Source organism: Pseudomonas sp. CCNWLW23 (genome assembly GCF_037095675.1).
GTDB lineage: Bacteria > Pseudomonadota > Gammaproteobacteria > Pseudomonadales > Pseudomonadaceae > Aquipseudomonas > Aquipseudomonas atacamensis.
Map to the genome: position 1 here is coordinate 178,331 of NZ_JBAWKM010000001.1, position 18,235 is coordinate 196,565.

Consider the following 18,235-nt stretch of genomic DNA (forward strand, 5'->3'; position numbering starts at 1 on the left):
ATCCGCGGTGACGGCTTTGTTGCCGTGCGGGTCAGCTCCAGGCTGCTCCCTCCCTGCCATTTTTCTCCGGGATACAGGTTTACGCAGATGAGCAAGACTTCTCTCGATAAGAGCAAGATCAAGTTCCTTCTTCTCGAAGGCGTCCACCAATCGGCTGTCGACGTCCTCAAGGCGGCGGGCTACACCAGCATCGAATACCTGACTGGTTCCTTGCCGGAAGCCCAGCTCAAGGAAAAGATCGCTGACGCTCACTTCATCGGCATCCGCTCGCGCACGCAACTGACCGAAGAGATCTTCGATCACGCGAAGAAACTGGTCGCGGTCGGCTGTTTCTGCATCGGTACCAACCAGGTTGACCTCAGCGCGGCCCGCGAGCGCGGTATTGCCGTGTTCAACGCGCCGTACTCCAACACCCGTTCCGTAGCGGAACTGGTACTGGCCGAAGCGATCCTGCTGCTGCGCGGCATCCCTGAGAAGAATGCATCCTGCCACCGTGGCGGCTGGATCAAGTCCGCCGCCAACTCGTTCGAGATCCGTGGCAAGAAGCTGGGCATCGTCGGCTACGGCTCGATCGGCACGCAGCTGTCGGTGCTGGCTGAAGGCCTGGGCATGCAGGTGTTCTTCTATGACACCGTGACCAAGCTGCCACTGGGCAACGCTACGCAGGTCAACAACCTGCACGAGCTGCTGGGCATGTCCGACATCGTCACCCTGCACGTCCCGGAAACCGCCGCCACTCAGTGGATGATCGGCGAGAAGGAAATCCGCGCCATCAAGAAGGGCGGCATCCTGATCAACGCTGCACGGGGCACCGTGGTCGAGCTCGACGCCCTGGCGGACGCGATCAAGGACAAGCACCTGATCGGCGCGGCCATCGACGTGTTCCCGGTGGAGCCCCGCTCCAACGACGAAGAGTTCGAAAGCCCGCTGCGCGGCCTCGACAACGTGATCCTGACCCCGCACATCGGTGGCTCGACCGCCGAAGCGCAAGCCAACATCGGTCTGGAAGTAGCAGAGAAACTGGTCAAGTACAGCGACAACGGTACTTCGGTGTCGTCGGTCAACTTCCCGGAAGTGGCCCTGCCGGCTCACCCTGGCAAGCACCGCCTGCTGCACATCCACGAGAACATCCCGGGTGTGATGAGCGAGATCAACAAGGTTTTCGCCGAAAACGGCATCAACATCTCCGGTCAGTTCCTGCAGACCAACGAGAAAGTCGGTTACGTGGTGATCGACGTCGACGCCGAATACTCGGAGCTGGCGCAAGAGAAACTGCAACACGTCAACGGCACTATCCGTAGCCGTGTTCTCTTCTGAAGAAGCAGCGGCAAGCTTCAAGCTACTAGCGGCAAGTGAACAGCGCTTTTGCTTTACCTTGCCGCTTGCAGCTAGCCACTTGAAGCTGAATTAAAAAAGGGAGCCCCGCAGGGCTCCCTTTTTTTATTTCACGTTGACGGTGATTTTTTCCGAAACGATCGATGGGTCGAACGGCATGTGGCCGCTGTCGCCGAGGATCAGTTGCAAGGTGTGTTTGCCCGGGGCCAGTTTGATCGTGGCTTCGGTCTGCGCCTTGCCGAAATGCATGTGGTGGGCGTCAGTCGGGATCGGCGCGCCTTCGGCCGGCAGGTCGTCGACGTCGATCAGCAGGTGATGGTGGCCGGTGTTCTTGGTGGTGTCACCCGCCGGGGCCAGCGCGATGTTCTTGACGCCGAACTTGACCTTGAATTCCTGCGAGACGGTGGCGCCGTCCTCGGGAGAAACGATGAACACTTCAGCATCCTTCGGCGCCGGTGTCGCCGCACTGGCCAGCACCGAAACACCCATCAGCACACCGGCCAACGCTGCACGTGACAAAAAGCTTTTCATTTTCTTCTCCAGTTTTTCCGTAAAATCCGCACGGTCATGACAACTTCATGACCATTTGTTGTCGAAGGCACTCGACAACCATAGCAAAGCGAGCCTGAATCAGAGCGTCGCGATAATGATTTCAAAGGAGTGACCATGCGCCTGCTGCCTGGCCTGATCTGCCTGCTACCCCTTCTGAGCCCGCTGGCTCACGCCGAACTGATTGATGACATCAACGACCGTGGCGAGCTGCGCATAGCCCTTGAGGCTAATACACCGCCCTTCAATTACAAGGAAGGCGACACCCTCACGGGGTTCGAGGTCGAGCTTGGGCAACTGATCGCCAACGAGCTGGATGTACGCGCCGACTTCATCGTCACCGACGAGGGCGACCTGCTCCAGGGCGTTGAAAGCGGCAAGTACGACGTCGCGCTCAACCACATAGCACTGACACCCGAACTCAAGGATCGTTTCGACTTCAGCGAGCCGTACGGCGAGGTTGATGGGCAATTGTTGGCGAAGAAGGACGAGACGCCGCGGCCGATGGTGCTGGTGCAGGCGTTGACCGAAGCGAAGCCGAAAGCGGCAGCGCCGGTGGAATTGGCGATACCGTTTCAGAAGGGTAATCCGGCGTTTCAGGCCAGCCTCAAGAGCGCGCTGGAACGGATCAAGGCGGATGGGCGGTTGGCGGCGTTGTCCGAGAAGTGGTTGAAACCGTAAGAGTCCCTCACCCTAACCCTCTCCCGGAGGGAGAGGGAACTGATCCGGGGATGCTTTAGAGGTACGCCGACTTGGGATTGCTATACCGAATCCGAAATCGACTGATCATGGCTTTGTCGAATCCCTGGTCGCCAAGGTCTTTCAGGTCGATGGACAGCGCCAGACACCTCGGTCGGCCCCCTCTCCCCCCGGGAGAGGGCTGGGGTGAGGGCAACGATGGCGGATCAGTCCAAAGCCGCCAGAGTCACCGCCGCCTCAGCCAGCTCAAGCTCACTGAAAACCCGAACCCCATGACGCTTGAGCGACGCCGCCGTCACTCCCTCGCCACTGACTTTAACCCCTCTGAAGGTGCCGTCATACGTCAGCAGATTCCCGCAAGACGGACTGTTGGCCTTGAGCACCGCCACCCGAATGCCGTGCTTTTGCACCAGTTCCAGCGCTTGCCGCGCCCCCTCGAGAAACTGCGCGCTGACATCCTCGCCATCAGTAGTGATGACTGCGGCAATGCCATCCAGCACCTCACCGCCCTGCCCGCCAGGAATCTCCGCCGCCGCCCGCGGCGTCGGCAATCCACCGGCCACCTCCGGACACAACGGTACCACGCGCCCTTCTTCGATCCACTGCTCAAGCAGATCAAACGGCCCGCTCGCACCACCGTCATAACGCACGCGATGGCCCAACAGGCAGCGACTGACCAGGACCTTTTCCATGTTCAGAACGGCTCGTTGCCACGGCGACGAAACCAGCCAGTCAGCGACAGGCGCTCGCGATGGGCCGGCAATACTTCGTGGGGCACTTCACCGGAGAGAAACACCACCAGACAGCCGCCGGTCGGCTGTACGTCATGCACGCGTTCCTCGCCCAGGTACATGCGCAACTGGCCACCGTCCTCCGGCAACCAGGCCTCGTTGAGATAGATCACCGCCGAGACCATGCGCCGGTCATCATCGCGAAAGCGGTCAACGTGCTTGAGGTAGAACGCGCCAGGCGGGTACAGGGCGAAATGGCATTCGAAATCCTCAAGCCCCAGAAACAAGCCACGATTAAGTGCCTCGCGCAGACTGTCCATCAGGCTCAGATAGCGGTCAGTGGCCTCGGCCTGACCCGGGTCGATCCACTGGATGTGATCGCCGCGAATACCCTCGCGAATCTCCGAAAACGGCCCGCGACCGACCGCTGCCGGCGCCAGCTCACCTTCGGCTTCACGTTTACGGCACTCGGCCGCCAGCGCCCGGGTCAGATCGGCGGGCAGGAAGATGTTCTGCTGCGACCAGCCGTGTTCGGCCAGGTCGTCGACAATGCGTAACAGCAGCGGGTGTTCAGAGGATATCGGCATGGCGCGCATAGTATGCCGACGGCGATAAATCCGACAGAGCCACGCAGCGCCTTGCTACGAATTCTCGACAAGTACCGGCACCGCACGGACAATAGTCCGCTGCTGACAGGAGTCCCTATGCGCCGTTTGCTTTTTTCACTGTTGATGTTCTGCGTATTGCCCGCCTGGGCGGACGGCCACGATCAGTTGTACAAGGTCGCCGGCTGGCCAGAACAACGCGCGCATTTCAACGATGCCCTGAGCGCCGCCCAGCAGCGCTATCAGAACAGCCTGCCGCCTGCGGTATTTCAGGCGCTGGTCAACAACAGCAATCAGCGCTTCGCCGCGCAGGCCGTGGATCAGCGTGCCGAAGCGCAACTGCGGCAGAAACTCGCCGACCCGAAACCGGCGCTGACCTTCTTCCAGTCGCCGCTGGGCAAGAAGATCGTTGCCGCCGAACTGCTGGCGACCCGCCGCGATCAACTGGCAAAAAATGCCCAGGGCCTGCCGAAGATGCAGGCCAGCGACAGTCGCTTGCTGATCATCGGCCATCTCGCCCAGGCCCTGCCAGCCCGTGAGGCGGGCGCCGAGGTCAGTCTGGCGATTGCCGGCGTAGCGGCGGACAGCTTGAGTTCGATGATCCCGGGACTGCTCGGCGGTGGACAGGCACAGGGCATGTTGAACGGTCAGCGCCAGCGGCTGATGGATCAGATTGGCGCCGATCTGAACAACACTTTGCTTTACGTGTATCGCGACTTGTCGGATGAAGAGCTCGAAGAATTTGCGACGTTTGCCGAGTCGACCGAGGGCAAGGCTTATTACCAGGCGGCGCTGGCGGCGATTCGGGCGGGGTTGGCGGTCGGCCAGTGATGTTCGTTACCTGAAAGATCGCATTCGCGAGCAGGCTCGCTCCCACAGTTGTAACGCATTCCCCTGTGGGAGCGAGCCTGCTCGCGAAGAGGCCCTCCCAGGCACTAGAGATTCCGCCCCCTGATCCGCTTGCTCAAGAATTCGAAATACTCCTCACGCATCTCCGCCGTTTCATTGGCCAGGTGATGCCGTGCCTCGGCCAGCAGCAGAATCTGCGGCCGGTCGAACTTCCATTTCAACACCTGCAGATTGTGCTGCCAGTCGACAGTCATGTCCGCCTGCCCCTGAATGATCAGCGGCCGTCGCGGACTTTTTTTCGCGTGCTCGACGCGGATGATCCAGCGCGACAGCGCGCCCACCCATTTCGTCGGCAGGCGTCTTGGCTGTAACGGATCGGCCTGCAGAAACGGCAGGAAATCCGGATCGTTGGAGTTCTCGCTGAAGCGTCGCGCGACCCCGCGTACAAACGGCCGCAGCAGGTAATAACTCAACTGCGACCAGCCCCACGCCCTCGGCCTTACCAATGGCGCCAGCAGAATCACCTGCCCCTGCGCCGGGCTGTTCTCGCCATGGTTGAGCAGGTGATCGACGACAATCGCGCCACCGGTGCTTTGCCCGCACAAATGCCAAGGCTGCGGCAGCGCGATCGAGTTCGCTTCAGCAAACAGCGCCTGCAACACGTCCTGGTATTCAGAGAAATCACGAATGCTTGCCCGTGGCCCGCTCGACAGACCATGGCCCGGCAAGTCGCAGGCGATCACGGCGAAATCCTGATCCAGCGCCCATTCGATCACATGCCGGTACAGGCCGATGTGATCGTAGTAACCGTGCAGCAGAAACAGCGTCGCCTTGACCTTCTCCGGCCACCAGCAATGGCTGACCAGCTCGTAGCCATCGACCTCGAAACGACCCATGCCGCGCCAGACATCGCGCTCGGCGAAGTCGGTCTTGTAGAAGCGCTGATAAGCCTTCGCCTCATCCGATAACGGCTGCCACTCGGCCAATGGCTTGAGGCTCGCGCGTAAATGATCGGGGTCGAAAGTATCAGGCATGCGCACATTCCAAAGCGGTAAACGGACTTTATCGGCCTGCGATATTCATCTGTCGGAGCAAGCATGGCAAGCTAGCCAACCTTTTCAGATTCCGAAATCATGCGTTCGCCCTACCGCACCGCACTGTTCGCCAGCCTGCTCGCGCTGATCTGCGCCGGGGTGCTGTGGGCGGCGTATGACTGGTTTCAGGGCCGCTATCTGCGCGCGTTCAGCGAACATACGGCGGTATTTTCCGGTGACCCGCTGCGCCTGCCGGACAACCTTGCCGGGCCGGGCAATATTCGCCTCGTACACTTCTGGGATCCGGCCTGCCCGTGCAACGTCGGTAATCAACAGCACCTGAGCGAGATGGTCGAACAGTTCGGCGCGCGTGGCGTGGAGTTCTTCGCCGTACAAAAGCCCGGCAGCCACGGCCAGTTGCCCGCCACCCTCGCCAGCCTGAAAACCATCATCGTCCTGCCCGGCGCCGAACAGATCCCCGCCAGCCCCGCCGTGGCGATCTGGGATCGTAGCGGCAAACTCGCCTATTTCGGCCCGTACAGCGAAGGCCTGACCTGCAACTCCAGCAACAGCTTTATCGAACCGATCCTGCATGCGCTGACGGAAGATCGCCCGGTCAATGCCACGCATACGCTGGCAGTGGGTTGTTATTGCCCGTGGCCGGCGGACGCGAAGTAAGGCATTCCGGACTTTTCAAGGACAGCGCTGCACCGCACAGATGCTCTGTGCTAAATGTTTGCAGCCCGACGGGCGGCCTTTTCGCCTGCACAAGGAGTCACCATGAAGCGTGCGTTGATCGTCGTTGCCTTGCTCATCGTTGTCCTGCTCGGCGCCGCCGGCGGGTATATCTACAGCAAGCAGCCGACGCGCCAGGGCCAGGTCGAGCTGCGCAATCTGCAAGGCTCGGTGACCGTGCGCTATGACGAGCGCGGTGTGCCGCATATCCGCGCCGAGAACGAAACCGACCTCTATCGCGCCCTCGGTTATGTCCACGCGCAGGATCGTCTGTTCCAGATGGAAGCCATGCGCCGCCTCGCCAGGGGCGAGCTGGCCGAAGTGCTCGGGCCGAAACTGCTCGACACCGACAAACTGTTTCGCAGCCTGCGCATCCGCGAGCGTGCGGCCAGTTACGTCGCCAGCCTCGACAAGCAGTCGCCGGCGTGGAAGGGCCTGCAAGCCTATCTGGACGGCATCAACCAATATCAGGACAGCCACGTCGCGCCGATCGAGTTCGACGTGCTGGGCATCCCCAAGCGGCCGTTCACGGCCGAAGACAGCATTAGCGTCGCCGGCTACATGGCCTACAGCTTTGCCGCCGCATTTCGCACCGAACCGCTGCTGACCTACGTGCGCGATCAGCTCGGCGCCGATTACCTCGATGTGTTCGATCTCGAATGGCAGGCCAAAGGGGTTCTGGCCACCGATCACACTCGGCACGCACCGGCCCTCGCCGCCGGCGACTGGCAGGACCTCACCGCCCTCGCCCGCCTCAGCGAACAGGCGCTGCTCGACAACGGCCTGCCGCAGTTCGAGGGCAGCAACGCCTGGGTGATTACCGGCAGCCGCAGCCAGAGTGGCAAGCCGTTGCTGGCCGGCGATCCGCATATCCGCTTCTCGGTGCCGTCGGTGTGGTACGAGGCGCAGTTGTCGGCGCCGGGTTTCGAGTTATACGGCCATCATCAGGCACTGGTGCCGTTCGCGTTTCTGGGACACAACCTCGATTTCGGCTGGAGCCTGACCATGTTCCAGAACGACGATCTCGATCTGATCGCCGAGAAGGTCAACCCGGACAACCCCAATCAGGTCTGGTATCGCGGTCAGTGGACCGACATGCTCGTCAGCGAGCAGCAGATCAATGTGAAAGGCCAGGCTCCAGTGACGATAACCCTGCGCCAGTCTCCGCACGGGCCAATCGTCAACGACGCCCTCGGCAGCGCTGCCGGAAAAACACCAATCGCGATGTGGTGGGCCTTCCTCGAAACACCCAACCCGATCCTCGACGGTTTCTACCAGCTCAACCGCGCCGACACGTTGGCCAAGGCCCGCGCGGCAGCGGCCAAGGTGCAGGCGCCGGGTCTGAATCTGGTGTACGCCAATGCCAAGGGCGATATCGCCTGGTGGGCCTCGGCCCTGCTGCCCAAACGTCCGGCCGGGGTGAAACCGGGCTTCATCCTCGACGGGAGCACGCCCGAGGCGGACAAGGACGGCTACTACCCGTTCAGCGCCAACCCGCAGGAAGAGAACCCGGCGCGCGGCTATATCGTCTCGGCCAACTTCCAGCCCGTGTCGCCGACCGGCATGGAGATTCCCGGTTACTACAACCTTGCCGATCGTGGTCAGCAGCTTGACCGTCAGCTCAGCGACAACCGGGTGAAGTGGAGCAACGAGGCCAACCAAAAACTGCAATTGGGCACGGCGACCGGTTACGGCCCGCGTCTGTTGGCGCCGCTGTTGCCGGTGTTGCGTGAGGTGGTCAGTGATCCGGCGCAACTGAAACTGGTCGAGCAGCTGGCGCAGTGGCCCGGCGACTATCCGCTGAATTCCGTCAGCGCGACGCTGTTCAACCAATTCCTCTACGACCTTGCCGATGCGGCGATGCGCGATGAGTTGGGCAATGACTTCTTCGAAACACTGCTGTCGACGAGGGTGATCGATTCGGCGCTGCCACGCCTGGCGGCCAAGGCGGATTCACCGTGGTGGGACAATCGCAGCACGCCAGCCAAAGAAACCCGCGCCGATGTCGTGCGCACGGCGTGGGCGGCAAGCATGGCGCATCTGAAACTGACCCTCGGCGATAACGTGGCCGGTTGGCAGTGGGGCGCGGCGCACACCCTCACCCACGGCCATCCGCTGGGGCAGCAGAAGCCGCTGGACCGCCTGTTCAACGTCGGCCCGTTCGCAGCGCCGGGCAGCCACGAAGTGCCGAACAACCTCTCGGCGAAGATCGGCCCGGCGCCATGGCCGGTGACCTATGGACCGTCGACGCGACGTCTGGTGGATTTCGCCGATCCGGTGCATGGCCTGACGATCAACCCGGTCGGCCAGAGTGGCGTGCCTTTGGACACTCACTATGACGACCAGGCCGAGGCGTATGTGGAGGGGATTTATGTGCAGGCGCATTTCAGCGAGGAAGAGGTGCTGGCGAATACGCGCAGTACGTTGAAGCTGCTGCCTGCGCGCAAGCCCTGAAGAGCCCCTCACCCTAGCCCTCTCCCAGAGGGAGAGGGGACCGATTGGGGGATATTCATGAGAAACGCCGACGTGAAAGATTGGCGCCGAATCCATAATCGATAAGGTCTTTCAGGTCGATATAACACGCCAGACACTGCAGTCGGCTCCCTCTCCCTCTGGGAGAGGGCTGGGGTGAGGGCTTTCGAGCTCAAGCCCGGATCAAACATTCAGCGCAAAATTCATCCGAAACTGCTGCGGCGTCACGCCTAATCTGCGGTTGAACACACTGCGCATATGCTGCGCATCACGAAACCCGCACTGATAGGCCACGGTCTTCAGCGGCGCCGTGGTGCTTTCCAGCATGACCCGCGCCGCATCCACCCGCGCCCGTTCGACAAACTCCGCCGGGGTCACTTTCGCTTCCCGCGCAAACACCCGCGAGAAATTGCGCGCACTCATGTTCGCCGCATTGGCCAGATCGGCGATCGTCAGATCGCCAGTGAGATTGGCCAGCACATACAACTGCACCAGCGCCACCGCTGACGTCGGCTCGGCATGCGGCGTGAGGAACGGGCTGAACTGCGATTGCCCGCCCGAGCGCTGGGTGAACACCACCAGCCGTTTCGCCACACTCAGCGCGACCTCGGCACCGTGGTCGCGCGCCAGCAGGTACAGCGACAGATCGATGCCCGCCGTGACCCCGGCCGAAGTGTAGAGCGTGGCGTCCTCGACATACAGGCGATCCGCTTCGACCCGCGTGGTCGGGCACAACTGCGCCAACGCCTCGGCATCGTTCCAGTGCGTGGTGACAGTGCGCCCCTCGAGCAAACCGGCGCGGGCGAGCATGAACGCGCCATTGCAGATCGAGCCGAAACGCCGGGCGCGGCCACAGGCTTCACGCAGCCAGGCATCGAACGTGGGGCCAAAATCCATGAACGGCAACTGCGGGCCACCGGCGACCAGCAACAGGTCAGGGCTATCCTTTGCTTCGCTGAAGTGACGATGGGCGTTCAGGCTCATTCCGTTGGAACAGGCCATCGGTCCATGCTCGACGCCGATCACTTGCAAGCGATAGTGATCCTGCGGCGCAAGAAAGCGGTTGGCTTCGGCGAACACGTCCATCGGGCCGCTGACGTCCAGTGACTGCACGCCGGGGAACACCACAATGGCGACGGATTTGTTCATGACTGAAACGTCCTCAATACCTGTGGCAAACACACAAACCCGTGGGAGCGAGCTTGCTCGCGAAGAGGCCAACACACGCAACATAGCTGTCGAATGAGAAACCGCTTTCGCGAGCAAGCTCGCTCCCACATGGGCCATGTCCAACTGGTTGATCGAGCTAACCCTGGCCAGCCCACACCCGACAAGTGAGCTTGGCACGATTTGCAGGTGCAATGGCAAGGATCGCAGCCATGACTCGATTGTTCGCTTGGCGCGCGGGGAACAGACTTTCTCCAGCAGCGCCACGACGGCGTTTTCGACGAGGAAACCGTTATGACCAGCACCATCGCCGGCATCAAGATCCCTGACAGCGCCCTCGCCCGGGCCACCACCGAATACATCCGCGACATCGAATCCGAACTGCTTTATCACCACTCGCGCCGGGTGTTTCTGTTCGGTGCCCTGAGCGGCGAGCGCCAGCGACTGGCCTATAACCCGGAGCTGCTGTATGTCGGGGCGATGTTCCACGACCTTGGTCTGGTCGCAGGTCATCGCAGCGATGACAAGCGCTTCGAAGTGGACGGCGCAAATGCCGCAGCTGCCTTTCTCAAGCCGTACGGGCTGAGTGACGACGACATCGAGCAGGTGTGGCTGTCGATCGCATTGCACACCACGCCGGGCGTACCCAGGCATCTGCGCCCGACCGTCGCGCTGGTGACCGCCGGGGTGGAGATGGACGTGCTGGGCATGGACTACGCGGCGTTCAGCAGCGTGCAGCGCGAAGCGGTGGTGCATGCGCATCCACGTGGGGAGGGTTTCAAGGAGTGCATCATCTGCGCGTTCGCCGACGGCTTGCGTCATCGCCCGCAGACCACGTTTGGCAATGTGAAGACTGATGTGCTGGTGGATCAGGAGCCGGGGTTCAAACCGATGAATTTCGTCGAGGTCATCCGCCAGTCTCCCTGGACTGCTTAAAACCAGATTTGGAACTGGGCTCTGTGGCGAGGGGATTTATCCCCGTTGGGTTGCGAAGCGACCCCCAAAAAAAGGCCTGCTGCGCAGTCCATCGGGGATAAATCCCCTCACCACAAAAGCCCGCTCCCACATTTTGATTTGGGTTGGCCTCGGGAATGAAACCAACCCGCCGGCTCACACAGTCTGTGGCGCAGGCGCGCGGCGTGCGTCCGGTTGCTTCCACGAATCAGCCGCGCTTTCTTCGATGGCCTGCTGGATGGCTTTCTTGCGGGCTTCTTCGGCGCGGCGGCTGAAGAACCAGACGAGGAAGGTCACCAGCGACACCGCCAGCAGAATCAGACTGGCCACGGCGTTGATTTCCGGCTTCACGCCCAAGCGCACGGCCGAGAACACTTCCATCGGCAGGGTCGTCGAACCCGGGCCGGACACGAAGCTTGCCAGCACCAGGTCATCCAGCGACAGTGCGAACGACATCATCCCGCCCGCCGCCAGTGACGGCGCGATCATCGGGATGGTGATCAGGAAGAACACCTTCCACGGTCGCGCGCCCAGGTCCATCGCCGCCTCTTCGATCGACAGGTCCAGCTCACGCAAGCGCGCCGACACCACCACCGCCACATACGCCGCGCAGAACGTGGTGTGGGCGATCCAGATGGTGACGATGCCGCGCTCCTGCGGCCAGCCGATCATCTGCGCCATGGCCACGAACAGCAGCAACAGCGACAGACCGGTGATCACTTCCGGCATCACCAGTGGTGCAGTCACCAGGCCGCCGAACAGCGTGCGGCCCTTGAAGCGGGTGATACGGGTCAGCACGAAGGCGGCCAGGGTACCCAATGCCACCGCAGCAACCGCGGTGTAGCAGGCGATTTCCAGCGAGCGCAGCACTGAACCCATCAGTTGCGAGTTGTCGAGCAGGCCGACGTACCACTTGATCGACCAGCCGCCCCACACCGTCACCAGTTTCGAGGCGTTGAACGAGTAGATCACCAGGATCAGCATCGGCAGATAGATGAACAGCAGACCCAATACCAGCATCAGGCTGGAGAAACGGAAGCGCTTCATTCTTTACCCTCCATTTCCTTGGCCTGACTGCGGTTGAACAGAATGATCGGCACAATCAGGATCGCCAGCATCACTACCGCCAGCGCGGACGCCACCGGCCAGTCGCGGTTGTTGAAGAATTCTTGCCAGAGCACCTTACCGATCATCAGGGTTTCCGGGCCGCCGAGCAGTTCCGGGATCACGAACTCGCCGACCACCGGAATGAACACCAGCATGCAGCCGGCAATGATGCCGTTCTTGGACAGCGGAATGGTGATTTTCCAGAAGCTGTTGAACGTGCTCGAACCCAGATCGGACGCGGCTTCCAGCAGACTCTGATCGTGTTTGACCAGGTTGGCGTACAGCGGCAGGATCATGAACGGCAGGTACGAATAGACAATCCCGATGTACACCGCCAGGTTGGTATTGAGGATCTGCAGCGGCTCGTCGATCAGGCCCATGCTCATCAGGAAGCCGTTGAGCAGGCCGTTGTTGCTGAGGATGCCCATCCACGCGTAGACGCGGATCAGGATCGCCGTCCAGGTCGGCATCATGATCAACAGCACCAGCACCGTTTGCAGCTCTTTGCGCGCGCTGGCGATGGCATAGGCCATCGGATAGCCGATCAGCAGGCAGAGCACGGTGCTGATAAAGGCCATTTTCAGCGAGCCAAGATAGGCAGCGATGTACAACTCGTCGCCGGCCAGCAACGCGTAGTTGCCCAGGTTCAGCAGCACTTGCAGTTTCTGCTCGGCGTAGGTGTAGATCTCGGTGTACGGCGGGATCGCCACGTCGGCTTCGGCGAAGCTGATCTTCAGAACGATGAAGAACGGCAGCATGAAGAACAGAAACAGCCAGATGAACGGTACCCCGATGACCATCTGCCGGCCATTGGGGATGATTCGGTTTATGCGGCGTTTGAATTTGCGCATGTTCATGAGCGAAGTACCACGCCGCTATCGTCTTCCCACCACACGTAGACCTGATCGCCCCAGGTCGGACGCGCGCCGCGACGTTCGGCGTTGGCGACGAACGACTGCACCAGTTTGCCGCTCGGCAATTCGACGTAGAACACCGAGTGTCCGCCCAGATAAGCGATGTCGTGGACCTTGCCGCTCGACCAGTTGTACTCGCAGGTCGGCATGTCGGCGGTGACCAGCAGCTTCTCCGGACGAATCGCGTAGGTGACCGACTTGTCCTGCACCGAGGTGCTGATGCCGTGACCGACGTAGATCTGCCGGTCGAGGTCCTTGCAGGTGATGGTCGCGTGGCCTTCGGCGTCGTCGATCACTTCGCCTTCGAAGATGTTGACGTTGCCGATGAATTCGCAGACCAGACGGCTGGTCGGGGTTTCGTAGATGTCGATCGGACTGCCGATTTGCGCGATCCAACCGAGGTGCATGATCGCGATGCGCTCGGCCATGGTCATGGCCTCTTCCTGGTCGTGGGTCACCATTACGCAGGTCACGCCGACGCGCTCGATGATTTCCACCAGTTCCAGTTGCATCTGCGAACGCAGTTTCTTGTCCAGTGCGCCCATCGGTTCGTCGAGCAGCAACAGCTTCGGCCGCTTGGCCAGCGAACGGGCCAGGGCCACACGCTGGCGCTGACCGCCGGACAGTTGATGCGGCTTGCGCTTGGCGTACTGGCTCATCTGCACCAGCTTGAGCATCTCGGCCACGCGGGCGTCGATTTCAGCCTTGGGAATCTTGTCCTGCTGCAGGCCGAAGGCAATGTTCTGCGCCACGGTCATGTGCGGGAACAAGGCGTAGGACTGAAACATCATGTTGATCGGACGGTCGTACGGCGGCATGTCGGTGATGTCGACGCCGTCGAGGAAAATCCGCCCTTCCGTGGGCCGTTCGAAGCCTGCAAGCATCCGTAGCAAGGTGGATTTGCCCGATCCCGAACCGCCGAGCAGGGCAAAAATTTCGCCCTTCTTGATTTCCAGGGACACGTCGTCCACGGCAATCGTCTCGTCGAACTTCTTCGTGACCCGGTCGATTTTGACCAGCACCTGTTTTGGTGTCTGGTCGCCCTCGAGGGCTTTCTTGTAGGCGCCGGAGGCAACTGCCATTTACGAAACTCCCAACAGAAGCAGCAGTTCGCCCCGCAAGACGAACCCTGGATAGTTTGTGCGTTATTTGCCCGACTTGACCTTGGTCCAGCTACGGGTCATCAAACGCTGAATATTGGCTGGCAACTCGGTCGACACGTAGGTCTTGTCGAGGACTGCTTGCGGTGGGTAAACCGCTTCATCGGTGCGAATGGATTGTTCCATCAGCTTGTCCGAACCCGGGTTGGGGTTGGCGTAACCGACGTAATCACTGACCTGGGCGATCACCTCAGGTTTCAGCAAATAGTTGATGAAGGCGTGGGCTTCCTTGACGTTGGACGAATCCTTGGGGATCGCCAGCATGTCGAACCACAGCGCGCCGCCCTCTTTCGGGATCGAATAGGCGATGTTGACGCCCTTCTTGGCTTCCTCGGCACGGTTCTTCGCCTGGAAGATGTCGCCGGAGAAACCGATGGCCACGCAGATGTCGCCGTTGGCCAGATCGCCGATGTACTTCGAGGAATGGAAATAGGTCACGTAGGGACGCACCGCGAGCAACTTGGCGGTGGCCTTTTCGTAGTCTTTGGTGTTGGTGCTGTTGGCGTTCAGGCCCAGATAATTGAGCATGGTCGGCATCATTTCATCAGCCGAATCGAGGAACGCAACGCCGCAGCTGTGCAGCTTCTTGATGTTTTCCGGCTCGAACAGCACGGCCCAGGAATCGATCTTGTCGATGCCCAGCACAGCCTTGACCTTGTCGACGTTGTAGCCGATGCCGTTGGTGCCCCACAGATACGGCACGGCGTAGAGGTTGCCGGGATCGTTCTGCTCCAGGCGCTTGAGCAGCACCGGGTCAAGGTTGGAATAATTCGGCAGCTGTGCCTTGTCGAGCTTCTGGAACGCGCCCGCCTTGATCTGCTTGCCAAGGAAGTGGTTCGACGGCACGACCACGTCGTAACCGGTACGCCCGGCGAGCAGCTTGCCTTCCAGGGTTTCGTTGGAGTCGAAAACGTCGTAGACCGGTTTGATCCCGGTCTCTTTCTCGAAGTCGGCCAGGGTCGATTCGCCGATGTAATCGGACCAGTTATAAATATGCACCGTACCGGCGGCCTGGGCTCCGACAGCGATTGTCAGGCCGGCAGCGGCCAGCAGGGCTTTGCGCAAAGAAGAAAATACAGGCAAGTGGAGGTCCTCTAAATGGATTGGGCCCAAGTTGCCCCGCGCTGCATGACAGCCGTGGCTGCCCGACAACAAAACCGGCGCGCAACTTACCCTCGAAAAACCGATCCAGCAAAACTTTCTGTCATTTAATTATCCGCTGGCCGCCGTCGCGACGACGACGGCCAGCGGTTGTGGCGACAAACCGGCTTATTTGCCCGATTTGATCTTGGTCCAGCTGCGGGTGATCAGACGCAGCGTTGCGGCGTCCAGATCGCTGATCGCATAGAGCTGCTTCTTCACTTCAGCCGACGGGTAGATGCTCGGGTCGCTGGTGATGTCCTTGTCCACCATAGGCGTCGCCGCCTTGTTGCCGTTCGGGAAACGCACGGCGTTGGTGATGCCGGCCATCACTTGCGGCTCCATCAGGTAGTTCATGAACTTGTAGGCGGCTTCGACGTTTTCGGCATCCTTGGGAATGGCGACCATGTCATAGAAAGTACCGGCGCCTTCTTTCGGAATGGTGTAGGCCAGTTTGACCTTGTCACCGGCTTCCTGGGCGCGGGTCTTGGATTGCTCCAGGTCACCCGAGTAACCGACGGCGACGCAGATGTTGCCGTTGGCCAGGTCGGAGATGTACTTGGAAGAGTGGAAGTAGGCGACCGACGGACGGATCTTCAGGAACAGGTCTTCGGCGGCTTTCAGGTCAGCCTTGTCCTTGCTGTTGGTCGGCTTGCCCAGATAGTGCAATGCCGCCGGAATCATTTCGGTCGGGGCATCGAGGAAGCTCACGCCGCAGCTTTTGAGTTTCTCGATGTTTTCCGGCTTGAACACCACGTCCCACGAATCAATCTTGTCGATGCCCAGCGCAGCCTTGACCTTGGCCGGGTTGTAGCCGATGCCGATCGAGCCCCACATGTACGGGAAGGCGTGTTTGTTGCCCTGGTCGCTGGCATCGCCAACGGCCTTGAGCAGGTCTTCGTCGAGGTTTTTCCAGTTAGGCAGCTTGGACTTGTCCAGCTCCTGGTAAACGCCGGCCTTGATCTGCTTGGCGAGGAAATTGTTGGAAGGCACCACGATGTCGTAACCGGACTTGCCGGCCAGCAGCTTGGCTTCCAGGGTTTCGTTACTGTCGAAGACGTCGTAGACGACTTTGATCCCGGTGGCTTTTTCGAAGTTGGCCACGGTGTCCGGCGCGATGTAGTCGGACCAGTTGTAGACGTGCAGTACCTTGTCGTCCGCGTGCACCGCACCCGCCATCATGCCCGCCATGGACAGCGCGAGCAGAGTCTTGCCAGCTAGCTTTTTACCTAATGCCTTCATGCGTCATGCTCCAAATTTTTCTTTTTTGAACCACTTTGTTCAGCGGCCGAACCCGGACAACTGGAACCGCGGCTAGTCTGGCAAGATCCGAGGCGGTCTTTCAACAAAAGACCAGCCTTTCTGACAGCTTTGAGCGAGTGCGCCGCAGCTCCCCCGCCCAAAGCCTAGCACCTAGGCCTGTAGCGCACCGAGGGTCAGGTCCAGACACTTGCGTGCCTTTGTAACCAGCTCATCGATCTCCGCTTTGCTGATCACCAGCGGCGGCGCGATGATCATGGTGTCGCCGACTGCGCGCATGATTAGGCCGTTGTCGAAGCAGAACTGCCGGCAGATCATGCCCACACCCTTGCCTTCGTAACGCTTGCGCGTGGCCTTGTCCTGCACCAGCTCGATCGCCCCCAGCAGACCGACGCCGCGAACTTCACCCACCAACGGGTGATCGTTCAGCTCGCGCAGACGTTTCTGCAAATACGGTGCCGTTTCGTTGTGGGCGTTCTCGATAATTTTTTCGTCGCGCAGGATGCGGATGTTTTCCAGGCCCACAGCGGCTGCCACCGGGTGGCCGGAGTAAGTGAAGCCATGGTTGAAATCGCCGCCTTCATTGAGCACGGCCACCACCGAATCACGCACGATCAACCCGCCCATCGGGATGTAGCCGGAGGTCAGGCCCTTGGCGATGGTCATCATGTGCGGCTTGAGGTCGTAGAAATCGCTACCGAACCACTCACCGGTACGGCCGAAGCCGCAGATCACTTCGTCGGCAACAAAGAGGATGTCGTACTTGGCGAGGATTTCCTTGATGCGCGGCCAGTAGGTATCAGGCGGAATGATCACGCCGCCGGCACCCTGGATCGGCTCGGCAATAAAGGCACCGACGTTGTCGACGCCGACCTCGAGAATCTTTTCTTCGAGCTGATTGGCCGCCCAGATGCCGAACTCTTCCGGCGACATGTCGCCGCCTTCGGCAAACCAGTACGGCTGGGCGATGTGGACGATGCCCGGAATCGGCAGGTCGCCCTGCTCGTGCATATAAGTCATGCCGCCGAGGCTCGCGCCGGCCACGGTCGAACCGTGATAACCGTTCTTGCGGCTGATGATGACTTTCTTGTTCGGCTGGCCTTTGATCGCCCAGTAGTGACGGACCATGCGCAACATGGTGTCGTTGCCTTCGGAGCCGGAACCGGTGAAGAACACGTGGTTCATGCCTTCTGGCGCCACGTCGGCAATCGACTTGGCCAGTTCCAGTGCCGGCGGGTGTGCGGTCTGGAAGAACAGGTTGTAGTACGGCAGTTCGCGCATCTGTTTGGCGGCGGCATCGGCCAGCTCATCGCGACCGTAACCGATCGCCACGCACCAGAGGCCAGCCATGCCGTCGAGGATCTTGTTGCCTTCGCTGTCCCACAGATAAACGCCCTTGGCGTTGGTGATGATCCGCGGGCCCTTCTCTTTCAGTTGCTTGAAGTCGCTGAACGGGGCCAGGTGGTGTTCGCTGCTCAGCGCTTGCCACTCAAGGGTTTGCGGGTTGTTGCTGGTCATGCCAAT

At 60.7% G+C, this 18,235-nt stretch carries 17 protein-coding genes; 6 read left to right on the forward strand and 11 right to left on the reverse strand.

Features of this window, described 5'->3' with window-relative positions:
- Positions 1–87 precede the first annotated feature (87 nt).
- Complete coding sequence (gene serA / locus V8J63_RS00815) at positions 88–1,317, forward strand: phosphoglycerate dehydrogenase (protein ID WP_024014707.1); 1,230 nt, start codon at positions 88–90, stop codon at positions 1,315–1,317.
- 123 nt (positions 1,318–1,440) lie between these two features.
- On the opposite strand, the gene V8J63_RS00820 is transcribed toward serA, so the two are convergent.
- Positions 1,441–1,866, reverse strand: coding sequence for a DUF4399 domain-containing protein (locus V8J63_RS00820; RefSeq protein ID WP_024014708.1), 426 nt, complete (start codon positions 1,864–1,866; stop codon positions 1,441–1,443).
- A 135-nt stretch (positions 1,867–2,001) separates the two neighbouring features.
- On the opposite strand from V8J63_RS00820, the gene V8J63_RS00825 reads away from it, so the two are divergent.
- Complete coding sequence (locus V8J63_RS00825; RefSeq protein WP_336463442.1) at positions 2,002–2,565, forward strand: transporter substrate-binding domain-containing protein; 564 nt, start codon at positions 2,002–2,004, stop codon at positions 2,563–2,565.
- Between the two features lie 224 nt (positions 2,566–2,789).
- On the opposite strand, the gene V8J63_RS00830 is transcribed toward V8J63_RS00825, so the two are convergent.
- Entirely contained in the window at positions 2,790–3,275 is a 486-nt protein-coding gene (locus V8J63_RS00830) for a DUF523 domain-containing protein (protein ID WP_125925408.1), read from the reverse strand.
- 2 nt (positions 3,276–3,277) lie between these two features.
- The gene (locus V8J63_RS00835) at positions 3,278–3,910 is read right to left on the reverse strand and encodes a 2OG-Fe(II) oxygenase (RefSeq protein ID WP_024014711.1); all 633 of its coding nucleotides are present in this window, start codon (positions 3,908–3,910) and stop codon (positions 3,278–3,280) included.
- Positions 3,911–4,018: 108 nt separating this feature from the next.
- Here V8J63_RS00835 and V8J63_RS00840 point away from each other — a divergent pair, with 108 nt between their 5' ends.
- Entirely contained in the window at positions 4,019–4,750 is a 732-nt protein-coding gene (locus tag V8J63_RS00840; protein WP_336463443.1) for a DUF2059 domain-containing protein, read from the forward strand.
- A 104-nt stretch (positions 4,751–4,854) separates the two neighbouring features.
- Here V8J63_RS00840 and V8J63_RS00845 read toward each other — a convergent pair whose 3' ends face one another.
- A complete protein-coding gene (locus tag V8J63_RS00845; RefSeq protein ID WP_024014713.1) occupies positions 4,855–5,802 on the reverse strand; it encodes an alpha/beta hydrolase in 948 nt (315 codons plus the stop codon).
- Positions 5,803–5,901: 99 nt separating this feature from the next.
- On the opposite strand from V8J63_RS00845, the gene V8J63_RS00850 reads away from it, so the two are divergent.
- Positions 5,902–6,480 carry a DUF6436 domain-containing protein gene (locus tag V8J63_RS00850; protein ID WP_056786241.1) on the forward strand — a complete coding sequence of 193 codons (579 nt, stop codon included), beginning with the start codon at positions 5,902–5,904 and terminating at the stop codon, positions 6,478–6,480.
- 102 nt (positions 6,481–6,582) lie between these two features.
- Positions 6,583–8,991, forward strand: a complete 2,409-nt coding sequence (locus V8J63_RS00855; protein ID WP_336463444.1) for a penicillin acylase family protein — start codon at positions 6,583–6,585, stop codon at positions 8,989–8,991.
- 201 nt (positions 8,992–9,192) lie between these two features.
- Here the strand turns inward: V8J63_RS00855 and V8J63_RS00860 are convergent, their stop codons facing one another.
- Positions 9,193–10,158 (reverse strand): GlxA family transcriptional regulator, encoded by a 966-nt coding sequence (locus V8J63_RS00860; protein ID WP_125916743.1) that lies wholly within the window; start codon positions 10,156–10,158, stop codon positions 9,193–9,195.
- A 312-nt stretch (positions 10,159–10,470) separates the two neighbouring features.
- On the opposite strand from V8J63_RS00860, the gene V8J63_RS00865 reads away from it, so the two are divergent.
- Complete coding sequence (locus V8J63_RS00865; RefSeq protein ID WP_197892847.1) at positions 10,471–11,112, forward strand: HD domain-containing protein; 642 nt, start codon at positions 10,471–10,473, stop codon at positions 11,110–11,112.
- A 174-nt stretch (positions 11,113–11,286) separates the two neighbouring features.
- On the opposite strand, the gene V8J63_RS00870 is transcribed toward V8J63_RS00865, so the two are convergent.
- The 6 genes from V8J63_RS00870 to V8J63_RS00895 all read right to left on the reverse strand — a co-directional run bounded on the left by V8J63_RS00870 (position 11,287) and on the right by V8J63_RS00895 (position 18,229).
- Positions 11,287–12,177 (reverse strand): ABC transporter permease subunit, encoded by an 891-nt coding sequence (locus tag V8J63_RS00870; RefSeq protein WP_016772664.1) that lies wholly within the window; start codon positions 12,175–12,177, stop codon positions 11,287–11,289.
- Positions 12,174–13,055, reverse strand: a complete 882-nt coding sequence (locus V8J63_RS00875) for an ABC transporter permease subunit (protein WP_205900673.1) — start codon at positions 13,053–13,055, stop codon at positions 12,174–12,176. The genes V8J63_RS00870 and V8J63_RS00875 overlap by 4 nt, the downstream gene beginning before the upstream one ends.
- A 35-nt stretch (positions 13,056–13,090) precedes the next feature.
- Positions 13,091–14,233, reverse strand: coding sequence for an ABC transporter ATP-binding protein (locus tag V8J63_RS00880; RefSeq protein WP_016772662.1), 1,143 nt, complete (start codon positions 14,231–14,233; stop codon positions 13,091–13,093).
- Between the two features lie 63 nt (positions 14,234–14,296).
- On the reverse strand, positions 14,297–15,394 hold the full coding sequence (locus V8J63_RS00885) for a polyamine ABC transporter substrate-binding protein (protein WP_038860901.1): 1,098 nt from the start codon (positions 15,392–15,394) through the stop codon (positions 14,297–14,299).
- Positions 15,395–15,580: 186 nt separating this feature from the next.
- Complete coding sequence (locus tag V8J63_RS00890) at positions 15,581–16,693, reverse strand: polyamine ABC transporter substrate-binding protein (protein WP_016772660.1); 1,113 nt, start codon at positions 16,691–16,693, stop codon at positions 15,581–15,583.
- A 171-nt stretch (positions 16,694–16,864) separates the two neighbouring features.
- Positions 16,865–18,229: an aspartate aminotransferase family protein gene (locus tag V8J63_RS00895; protein ID WP_336463445.1), complete on the reverse strand. Its 1,365-nt coding sequence runs from the start codon at positions 18,227–18,229 to the stop codon at positions 16,865–16,867.
- Positions 18,230–18,235 lie beyond the last annotated feature (6 nt).